Annotated in this window: 9 protein-coding genes; 3 read left to right on the forward strand and 6 right to left on the reverse strand. The window is 39.2% G+C overall.

Going from position 1 to position 10,498, the window contains the following annotated elements:
- Positions 1 to 221 precede the first annotated feature (221 nt).
- Complete coding sequence (locus ACMZ42_RS18435; RefSeq protein WP_370076865.1) at positions 222 to 1,688, reverse strand: UDP-N-acetylmuramoyl-L-alanyl-D-glutamate--2,6-diaminopimelate ligase; 1,467 nt, start codon at positions 1,686 to 1,688, stop codon at positions 222 to 224.
- 425 nt (positions 1,689 to 2,113) lie between these two features.
- Positions 2,114 to 3,502, reverse strand: coding sequence for an aldehyde dehydrogenase (locus ACMZ42_RS18440; protein WP_415732313.1), 1,389 nt, complete (start codon positions 3,500 to 3,502; stop codon positions 2,114 to 2,116).
- A gap of 190 nt (positions 3,503 to 3,692) precedes the next feature.
- On the opposite strand from ACMZ42_RS18440, the gene ACMZ42_RS18445 reads away from it, so the two are divergent.
- Positions 3,693 to 3,848, forward strand: coding sequence for a hypothetical protein (locus ACMZ42_RS18445; protein WP_370076861.1), 156 nt, complete (start codon positions 3,693 to 3,695; stop codon positions 3,846 to 3,848).
- Positions 3,849 to 4,306: 458 nt separating this feature from the next.
- On the opposite strand, the gene ssuE is transcribed toward ACMZ42_RS18445, so the two are convergent.
- The 3 genes from ssuE to ACMZ42_RS18460 are packed head-to-tail and all read right to left on the reverse strand — an operon-like array spanning position 4,307 to position 6,889.
- Entirely contained in the window at positions 4,307 to 4,837 is a 531-nt protein-coding gene (gene ssuE, locus ACMZ42_RS18450) for an NADPH-dependent FMN reductase (RefSeq protein ID WP_415732314.1), read from the reverse strand.
- Between the two features lie 34 nt (positions 4,838 to 4,871).
- Positions 4,872 to 5,831 carry an ATP-grasp domain-containing protein gene (locus ACMZ42_RS18455; RefSeq protein WP_415732315.1) on the reverse strand — a complete coding sequence of 320 codons (960 nt, stop codon included), beginning with the start codon at positions 5,829 to 5,831 and terminating at the stop codon, positions 4,872 to 4,874.
- Between the two features lie 11 nt (positions 5,832 to 5,842).
- Complete coding sequence (locus ACMZ42_RS18460; RefSeq protein WP_415732316.1) at positions 5,843 to 6,889, reverse strand: LLM class flavin-dependent oxidoreductase; 1,047 nt, start codon at positions 6,887 to 6,889, stop codon at positions 5,843 to 5,845.
- Between the two features lie 425 nt (positions 6,890 to 7,314).
- On the opposite strand from ACMZ42_RS18460, the gene ACMZ42_RS18465 reads away from it, so the two are divergent.
- Entirely contained in the window at positions 7,315 to 7,590 is a 276-nt protein-coding gene (locus ACMZ42_RS18465; protein ID WP_415732317.1) for a hypothetical protein, read from the forward strand.
- A gap of 80 nt (positions 7,591 to 7,670) precedes the next feature.
- Here ACMZ42_RS18465 and lpdA read toward each other — a convergent pair whose 3' ends face one another.
- The gene (gene lpdA / locus ACMZ42_RS18470; RefSeq protein WP_415732318.1) at positions 7,671 to 9,008 is read right to left on the reverse strand and encodes a dihydrolipoyl dehydrogenase; all 1,338 of its coding nucleotides are present in this window, start codon (positions 9,006 to 9,008) and stop codon (positions 7,671 to 7,673) included.
- Positions 9,009 to 9,158: 150 nt separating this feature from the next.
- On the opposite strand from lpdA, the gene ACMZ42_RS18475 reads away from it, so the two are divergent.
- Complete coding sequence (locus tag ACMZ42_RS18475) at positions 9,159 to 9,677, forward strand: hypothetical protein (RefSeq protein ID WP_415732319.1); 519 nt, start codon at positions 9,159 to 9,161, stop codon at positions 9,675 to 9,677.
- Positions 9,678 to 10,498 lie beyond the last annotated feature (821 nt).

Below are 10,498 nucleotides of genomic sequence, written 5' to 3' on the forward strand. Positions count from 1 at the left end.
ATAATAAAAGAATACTTGCCTTTCTTACAACCTTTTTACATGAATTCCCCAAAAAAGAGGTCTATAGAGGAGGAGACTTCTGTAAAGTGTAAAAACCCAAAAAGAAAACCCCTTAGTACTAACTAAAGGGGTTCTCTAAGTAAGGTGAACTTATCGCATTATTACATGCATTGCGTTCACAAAATCAAGTCCGCTCTAACTTCTTTATTGGAGTTCATATATTATACAAATTTTAAGTGGCCAGCTTCTATTGCAATATCTGCATCACTATGCGGATATTTAGTATTCTCAATAATTTGATAATCTTCATGGCCTTTACCAGCAAAAATAATCATATCCCCTGGTTCAGCAACCTCAATCGCATGACGCACCGCATCAGCACGGTCTCCTATACATGCATAATTTTCATGAAGCATCCCTTTGGCAAGATCACCTGTAATACTATCATAGTCCTCATAGCGTGGGTCATCTGTCGTTAAAATAACGTAATCAGCGGCTGATGCCTTTTCTGCCATTGCTGGACGTTTCGATTTATCACGATTGCCCCCTGTGCCAACTAGGAAAATAAGCTTGCCTGTTTTATACGGTTGGGCTGAAGAAATCGCCTTTTCAATTGCATCAGGTGTATGTGCATAATCAACAAAAATCTGCACAGGTAAATCTGAACAAACTTTCTCCATGCGGCCCTTCACTGGTGGTAATTGCTCAATTTGCTCAATGATTGTTTCCATTGAATAACCACGACCATAAAAAGCAACCATAGCTGCAAGCACATTATATATATTAAATTCCCCGAGCAAATGCATTTTTACATGGTATATTCCCTCTGGCATTTCAACGTCAAAAGATGTCATGAAATCATGATACTCACAGTTAATAGCTCGGAAATCAGCTGTTTCATTTTTTAAACCATATGTCCATACTGGAAATGGTGTCATCGCTGCATAGCGCTCTGACCAAGCATCATCAGCATTTAACACTACAAATTTATTCTTTTCTAAGTCTTGTCCAAGTTGAGAGAACATTAAGCCCTTCGCATGGCCATATTCCTCCATCGTACCATGGAAATCAAGATGATCATGTGTAAGATTTGTAAAAATAGCTACATCATATTCTACGCCAGCTAGACGTCCAAGTGCTAAACCGTGTGAAGATACCTCCATAGTCATTAATCGGCAGCCTTCCATTTTTGCACGGAATATCATTTGTTGAGTCGATAATGCATCGCTCGTAGTATTTGCAGATTCATATAAAATGCCATTTAGATTAAAGCCGATTGTTCCTGATAGTGCAGACTTCTCGCCCATTCCATGCATTATATTTTGAATAATACCCGTTACTGATGTTTTGCCATTTGTCCCTGTTACGCCAATCATTGCCATATCTTTCGACGGATAGTCAAAAAACTTTGCAGCTAACAGGCCAACTGCACGATCCGTATCTTTCACGATGACCTGTGCAATATTTTCTCCTAAAGGTAATTTTCGTTCTGTTACAACAATTGTTGCGCCACCTTCGACAGCTTTCTGTGCATAGTCATGACCATCTACTGTATAACCTTTTATACAAACAAACATACTATTTGGTTGCACACTTCGCGAATCAATTACAATATCACTTACTTGGTCTGGTAGCACTCCAATTATTTTTTTCAAAGGTAATGCATTCAACAATTCCTCTGCATACATTTCATAGTCCTCCAATCAATCTCTACATTCATTTCATCATTTGTTGTCTATTCGACAAAAAATGACAAGATGAATACCCCCACATTCTAATGAATTTATTTTACTACTTATTCGCCCATAAATAAAATGCCTGTAAGAACGTTTTTTAAATGAAAACGCTATCATTTTAATATATCTTTAATATTTCACCGATATTTACCTAACATATCAAAAAACGGCATTTATCGACAACCGAAATGCGGAATATACAAGCTGATCAATTATGCTTCGGCAAAATTGTTGCTGTCGCTTCGCTTTCGCACAGATAAATTGCCATAGGTTGTGGCGTTCTTAGACTGAGTTGCTCTATTTCAGTGGGTGACCAAACATTCGCTGAAAGAAGTTAAAAAAGGAGGTGTCAGTTTAGTGTCCGACACCGCCTTTTACTATTTCATGATAGTTCGCACAAGCTTAACTTTTTGTTTATATGGGGGAAAGAGAACATTCGTCTCTAACTTCGATGATTTTTTTAAGATAGATTTTGGATGGGTAAAGTTTTCAAAGCTTGCCTTCCCATGATATGCTTTTACCCCTGATGGCCCAACGCCGCCAAATGGCAAATGTAAATTTCCTACATGTGTAATCGTATCATTAATACATCCGCCACCAAATGGTAATTCCTCTAAAAAGTACTGGGTAGCCTTTTCATGCTCTGAGAAAAAATAAGCCGCTAAAGGTTTTGGTAACTGACGAATCTGGTGAATGGCCAGCGGTAAATCATCATACATCATCACGGGTAAAATCGGACCAAATAGTTCATCCTGCATCGAAGGACTTGACCATTTCACATATCCAATAATTGTAGGCTCAATATACAAATCATCACGATCTGTTCTACCGCCAAATGTAATTGCATCGCGTTCTTCCATGATAATTTGCTGTAAGCGATCAAATTGTCTTAGATTCACAATACGGCCGTAGTCAGGGCTTTTTAATGCATTTTTACCATAGAAGGAACGAATCGTTGCTTTCAATATCTTCATAAATCGCTCATAGACATCTTTATGGACAAGGACATAATCTGGTGCCACACAGGTTTGACCAGTATTTGTAAATTTACCCCAAGCGATTCTTTTCGCTGCTACTTCTAAATTGGCTGTTTGATCAACAATTGCAGGACTTTTCCCACCAAGTTCTAGGGCAATTGGTGTTAAGCGTTCCGCCGCTGCCTTTGCAACAACCTTTCCGACTGCCACACTCCCTGTAAAAAATATATAGTCAAAGGATGCATGAATAAGTGCCGTCACTTCTTCTTTTTCTCCCTCTACAACCCGAACATAAGAAGGGTTAAACGTTTCTTCAATTATTTTTTTAACGATTCCTGCAGTATGCACAGATGTTTCTGATGGTTTTACTATAGCCGTATTACCACCAACAATTGCTCCAATTAATGGCTCCATTACTAGCTGGAATGGATAATTGAATGGACCAATGATTAATGTTACTCCATATGGCTCTCTTACAATAAAGCTTTTTCCCATCTGGTATTGTATCGGTGTTTTTACAGCTTCAGGTTTCATCCATTCTTCAATATGCTTGACCATATAAGAAATACTATCTAAAACAATGCCGACTTCTGTTGCATATGCCTCAAACTCACTCTTACGTAAATCTAAATATAGAGCATTCAAAATTTCTTTTTCATATTTTAAAATCGTTTTCTTCAGATTTATTAATTGCTCTTTTCGAAATTTTGTACTCTTCGTCGCTCGTGAAAAATAAAATTGACGCTGTTCTGTAATCATATTTTCTACATCTTGTGTCGTAAAATTCATAATAAAAGCACCCCTTTTTTTAAAATGGCATACATAGTTTTTTCATTTCGAAACAAACTATCTTTGTCTATACGATACAACATTAATAACCAAAATTCCTCTTTCTTGAATGGATGGAATGTGTAGATGATTTGTGATTTCGAGTAATTTACAACTACATATCGGAAAATTGAAATGGGGGCGTAGATGAATGACAACAACAACAGGAACTTGGTGGGAGTCTATTTTTTCTGGACCATTAGCACACGGTATTTGTGAAGAAAAAATATTGCTATTGCAAGATGAGGCTTTCTTATATCTCTCTACAACACCGGATGAGAAAAAAGAAGAACCTGAAGTTAATTAAAAAATAGCGCGTTATAGGAGGTCATTTCCTATAATGCGCTATTTTTTGAACTTCACGGCTCAGCCCCAAAGATTGGGATGACATTATTAAAACTCATCTGACGCCCCAAGAAGCTTTGCTCTGTGCGAAAGCGTAGCGTCAGCAACAATTGTTTTATCTGTGCGAAAGCGTAGCGTCAGCAACAAAGCGCCTAGTCGGAACGGAAATCAACCACACATTATGGTGATGGCTGAATTTCCAATAAATTTTAGCCCATCGTTGAAAGTTGGGGAGTCCTTTTGTTAAAACATATGTTATGTGAATATGTTGATTGGAGTGGAGACTAGGCGACTCCTCGGGGATTAGCGTCACAGATGAGACCCTGCAGCGAAGCGAAGCGGCTCATCGGACGCCCCCAGGAAAGCGCCTAGTCGAAACGGAAATCAACCACACGTTATATTACTAAGCTTACTTCATGCTTAAATGGATACAATTTGCTGAAATTGTTTTAATTCTACCTCAAGACGGTTAATAGCTTCTTCCTCGATAGCAAAGCTTCCATCTTCTAATCGAATAATTTGTTTATCAACAATATAAACAGAATGTGCAATAGTTGTAGCTCCTAATACAGCTAAAACTGGTTTTAATGCATATTCTAATGCAAGTAAATGTCCAATAGAGCCACCTACAGCAATTGGTAAAATGGTCTTTCCAAGCAATGCTTTTTGCGGCAGCAAATCTAAATAAGTTTTCAATATTCCTGTATATGAAGCTTTATAAATTGGCGTCAAAAGTACGATAATATCTGCCTCTTCAACTTGTTTATTTTCTGAAACGATGGCCTCACTTGCAAAATTAGCCTTAATTAAGTCCTCAGCTGGCAATTCATGTACATAATTTGTGTGTACCGCTATTCCCTGTGCTTTTAAGTAATTTTCCACCTTTTCATGAATCGCCGTTACCCGTGAATTTCTCGAATTCGTGCCATTAATAATAACTGCTTTTGTCATATTAGCCACTCCTTATTAACAAAGTTAAATGTCCTTACACCAAATGCAATGTCTTTTCATATTGACGTAATGTAGCGCCTAAGTAATTAGCAACAGCTAACATGCCATATTTCCCTACTGCTTTTTCGGCTTCTACATTGTAGTTCGTGTTGGTATTCACGTCATATGTAAAAATATTACCTTCTTGATCGATAATCGACTCAATCCCTGCGACACTTACCTTATTTTGCGCTAAAAATTCTTCATAACGCTCAATAAGCTCCTCTGAAAAACTGTCTATAATTTGAAATTTCGATTTATTAGTTGCCGTTTCACCTACTGGACAAAATTTATCCTCTATTTGACAGCTATCAGCAGGACAGAGTTCAAAGCCCTCAGATGTATCAACTCGAACGGCGTATAAAAATTTGCCACCTACGAATTCACATCGCGTTATATAAGAAGCAGGTGATTTTATAAATTGCTGAACAAGCGTAATACCATCTATAGGTAACTCAAAAGTATCACTATTTGCATATGCTTCTAGTGCTTCAACTGAATGAAATAGTTGTACGCCAAGCCCCTTCCCCGCTCGATTATGCTTCGTAATAAACGGTGTTGTACCAATTGTTCTTGCTGCTTCTATTAGCTGCGATTTACCAACTGTCGCTATCGTTTTAGGTGTTTGAATGCCTACAGCTTCAAGTGCAAAATATTGATTGACCTTACTTACTTCTAATCGTAAGGCTCGACTTCCATTAATAACAGGACGACCATGATACTCTAGCCATGCGAGCACTGCCTCCGTTAGTTCAGGTGCAAATACATGCCCCCGCGTATGTGATGAAGCACTCATACGACTATAAAAAATTCCTTGTGGTGGCTCTTTTGATAGGTCAATCAATCCCTCTGCCAAATGCCAAACCTCATATGACAGGTTTTGTTCCTCTAAACGCTTTGTTAAATGAATTGTCCATTCATCATTTTCATGAAGAATATAAATTTTTGCAGTCATGTAGTCGCTCCTTACTGTATAATGGCTGATTTTCTTTTCACTAAAGGCATAACCTCTCTTGCAAAACGTTCCATTTCCTCTAGATGTGGGGAGAATTGAAGAAGTAAAAGATTTACGCCAACCGCTTCATAAGCTAAAATGCGCTCTGCCACTTGGCGAGGTGTACCAACTAAATTTGGTCGTAGCCCTCTGTTTGAAACTGAATAATCCTGTAGTGTAATTTGTTGTTCTAGCTTTGATTTACTTGTGAAGTCATTAAAGCCTGCATACCCTGCTGTATCCTGTACATTGGTAATTCGCGCTAGTTCGGCAAGTGCTTCTTCTTCTGAATCACGCACAATGACATATGCAGCCATCCCAAAAGTTTCGAACGGGCCTTTTCCAATTGCTTCTCGACGTGCAAGCATTTCCTTTATTTTGGCCCCGACTTCCTCTACTGTTCCTCCATGCATCACGTAAGCGTCACATGACTTTGCAATTGCCTCTTTACCGCGCTCACTTTCCCCACCTGCGTATAGTGTTGGATATGGTTTTCGGACTGGCTTGGGCGATAAATATGCATTTTCTATTTCGTAATATTTCCCATGATAGCTGAACGTTTCTTCTGTCCATAAACCTTTTAAAATATCAATGAATTCCTCTGTGCGATCATAACGCTCTCCATGCTCTGTAAAATAACCACCATATTGCTTTGCTTCTTCTTCCCACCAAGCTGAAACTACATTTAATGAAAAACGGCCATTAGCGATATGATCAATATTTGCAGCTACTTTTGCCATCACAGCTGGATTATGATAACCAGGCCGAACTGCAGCCAATATTTCAATCTTTTCAGTAACTGCTGCTAAAGCTGCTGCAGTAGACCACGCCTCAAGTGCGTCAGCATCAATACCTTTAATATCATTTAAATATAGCTCGGCAATAAGCGTCGCATCAAAGCCAAGTTTTTCTCCTGTTTGAATAACCTGTTTTACATAATCAAATGTTGCAGGCATATTTTCATTTTCTACATTACGTAACCATCCTCCAAAAATCGGTAGCCAAAACCCTAATTTCATATTCCATCCTCCTCAAGTCCAATAGAAATTCACAACATAAAGATAAAAAAAGGCTTCTATATTTACGGTCGGAGGAAATCCGTTACGTAAAATAGAAGCCTCTAGATGTCTAGTCAACTCATTTTTAAATACCAAGTATTCTTATAAACTTAATTTAACATAATAACATACAAAGTCAATAGGTTTTTTATTTAATGGGTGTCAGAGGTAAATATTGGTGTTTGAAGCCCATGTGAATACTTATTATAATCAGTTAAGTATTCGAGAGGGTGTCAAAGTGAATATGGCAAATTACCGCATACATTTATGGGTTAAACGCCATGTTGAACCTTCATCCTCTGTTAGTGGGTCGCTGAATCAATGAAATGAGAGAAACTCGCTTCTCCTCATTGTAAGGTACTTTCAATAAGGAGAGATGTTATTGCATGAGTAAATTAATGCTGTTTGTATGCTCATTAGTTTTATTATTTTTTGCTGGAAACGCTTTTTATGTTGCTTTTAAAAAATACGAAGAAGATGACGATTTTTCTGGAGAGCTTGAAACATTCTTTTTAATTGATTTGGTATTAGCTGTTGTATTATTAATTTCTGAAAAATTCTCTCCCCAAAAGTATCATATTGTTATTTTTAAAACTCTCTCCCTTTTATTTGGACTAATAATATTAGGCTTAACAGTAATGTTATGGGGACTTTTCTCTTAATAAAGTAATTCAAACAAAAAAACTACATTCCATTAACGAGAAGGATAGCCTTCCGCTGAAGAATGTAGTTTTTGCAATCATTAATGGTGAATGGCTTTGTCAAAAATAGCTTTTGCAGCATCCCCAATATGCTCTGATACTGTAGGATGTGGGAAAATCATATTTGCAAGAGTGTGGGCAGTGCCACCAGCATTTTTAGTAGCTAAAATAACATTTAACATTTCTGTTGCCCCATCAGCAACAACACAAGCTCCTAAAATACGTCCTTCCTTTTCCGTCGCAATAAGCTTTATAAAGCCCACTGTATTTCCTTCCATTAATGCCTTAGGGTTTGTATGTAAAGGCATTTGAGTCACCGTATAAGGTTCGTTAACCTGCTCTTCTAGTAAACCAAAAGTTGCAATTTCAGGATGTGTATAAACACAACGAGGAATCGATGTTTGATCAATTAGTGCCGGTTTATTTCCCAAAATATGCTCCACAACATGAATTCCCTCTGCACTCGCTGAATGAGCTAGCTGGTAACCCCCAACTAAGTCACCTATAGCATAAATGTGTGACTGGCTTGTTTCAAAATGCTCATTGACAGCTATCAATCGATCATCGAACATTAGACCAAGTTGCTGGGCTATTTCTGTATTCGGGCGTCGACCCGTTGCAAACAGAAGATTTTCATATGTATAAATGCCTTTAGATGTATGAATTTCATTGCCATTAAAATGCTCAAATCGGAAATCTGTCACAAGCTCAATACCAAGCTTTTTCATCTTTTCACGAATAAGTGGTCGTGCATCTGGCTCTTCTGTCTGTAAAATATCTTCACTATGATTCAGCATCGTCACCTTTGTTCCAAGCGGTGCTAAACTAAATGCCATTTCTACTGCAATAACGCCTCCGCCAATAATTGTTAACTGCTTCGGCAGCTCTTTCATATCGAAAAAGGTATCCGTTGTATAATAGGAAGAAGTCTCTATACCTTTAAAAGGTGGTACAAATGGTTTACTTCCGGTTGCTAAAATGATATCCGTTGCTGTAAAGGTCCCACTACCAACTGTTACAGTTAAATCATTAAATACTGCCGCTTCTCCCCGATAAAAGGTAATTTGATTGCTCAAAATATAGCCTTCAATATTCGTTAAAAGCTCGTCAATAATAGCATCCTTACGTTTCATCAATCGTGGAAAATTCACATTTACTGTAGGAGTTTCAATACCCCAGTCATTACCACGTTGTATTTCTTGAATGAGCTTACTATGCTCCAACAATATTTTCGAAGGAATACAGCCAACATTATAGCAGGCTCCTCCTACTTTATCGCGCTCTACTAAAGCGACCTTCTTGCCACTTTTCGCTGCATGAATGGCTGCTACATAGCCCCCAGGACCTGCACCAATAATTGCAATATCAAATTTTTCCACAAAATTCACCTCATTTACCACCATAGCATTTACAAAATTTGAATGCAATGTCATAAATGTTACAGGAAATTTAGTAACATTTTGTCTACCCCAACGTCCACTACCGTAAAGGAGGATTGTATGCAAAAATAATTTTTACTGTTAATCTCTATGCTACTCCTAGTTGCCGCCTGTCAGGAAAAAGAAGCATTAAAGCCCCCACCAAGTAAGAACTATTCACAAACGGCTACTTCACAACAGGAAGACTTTCTTTATGAACTCTCTATTTCCAAACCCACCTTCATTGAGGGGGAATCCATAAAAATAACGGCTAAACTCACATATGTAGGGCAGGCACAAAACGTAATTATTTACCATGGAGGCTCCCCATTTCTATTTAATTTGCAAGAAACGACACGGAATTTTGAAATACCTAGTGTAATGGATACTCCACTAATTACACGTATTCTTGAACGAAATGTGCCCTACGAAGAGATCTACACGAGCGGAGGCGTGTACGACGAATTTTCAGAACCTAAACTCGTTGAATTTATGAAACAAACAATGAAAGGTCATTTTCCAAAAGGACATTATATCGTAAAAGGGAGCACTGACTTTTACACAGAAGACCCGAATGAACAAAAAACGGAGTACAAACCATCAGCAACAATTGAATTTAACGTACAATAGGCAAAAAAATACTCTCATTATTCTTAATAGAACAATGAGAGATTTTTAATTGTAAGTATTTTCATCACGGTATTCCATGTGCTTCCGCGAGTATTCTCCCTGCTTCCGCGGGTATTCACTCTGCTTCCGCGAGTATTCGCTCCGCTTCCGCGAGTATTCTCTCTGCTTCCGCGAGTATTCTCCCTGCTTCCGCGAGTATTCTCCCTGCTTCCGCGAGTATTCTCCCTGCTTCCGCGAGTATTCTCCCTGCTTCCGCAAGTATTCTCTATGCTTCCGCAAGTATTCTCTATGCTTCCGGGGATTCTCTCGGCTTCCGCGAGTACTCTCTCTGCACGCGGGGATTCACTCCGCTTCCGCGAGTATTCTCTCTGCTCCCGGGGATTCACTCCGCTTCCGCGAGTATTCGCTCTGCTTCTGCGAGTATTCGCTCCGTTTCCGCGAGTATTCGCTCTGCTTCCGTGAGTATTCTCCCTGCTTCCGCGAGTATTCTCTCTGCTTCCGCGAGTATTCTCTCTGCTTCCGCGAGTATTCTCTCTGCTTCCGCGAGTATTCTCCCTGCTTCCGCGAGTATTCTCCCTGCTTCCGCGGGTATTCACTCTGCCCGCGGGTATTCTCCCTGCTTCCGCGAGTATTCTCTCGGCTTCCGCGAGTACTCTCTCTGCACGCGGGGATTCACTCCGCTCCCGCGAGTATTCGCTCTGCTTCCGTGAGTATTCTCCCTGCTTCCGCGAGTATTCTCTCTGCTTCCGCGAGTATTCTCCCTGCTTCCGCGAGTATTCTCCCTGCTTCCGCGAGTATTCTCCCTGCTTCCGCGAGTATTC

The sequence above is a fragment of the Lysinibacillus sp. NPDC056185 genome (genome assembly GCF_047737915.1).
Taxonomy (GTDB): Bacteria; Bacillota; Bacilli; order Bacillales_A; family Planococcaceae; genus Lysinibacillus.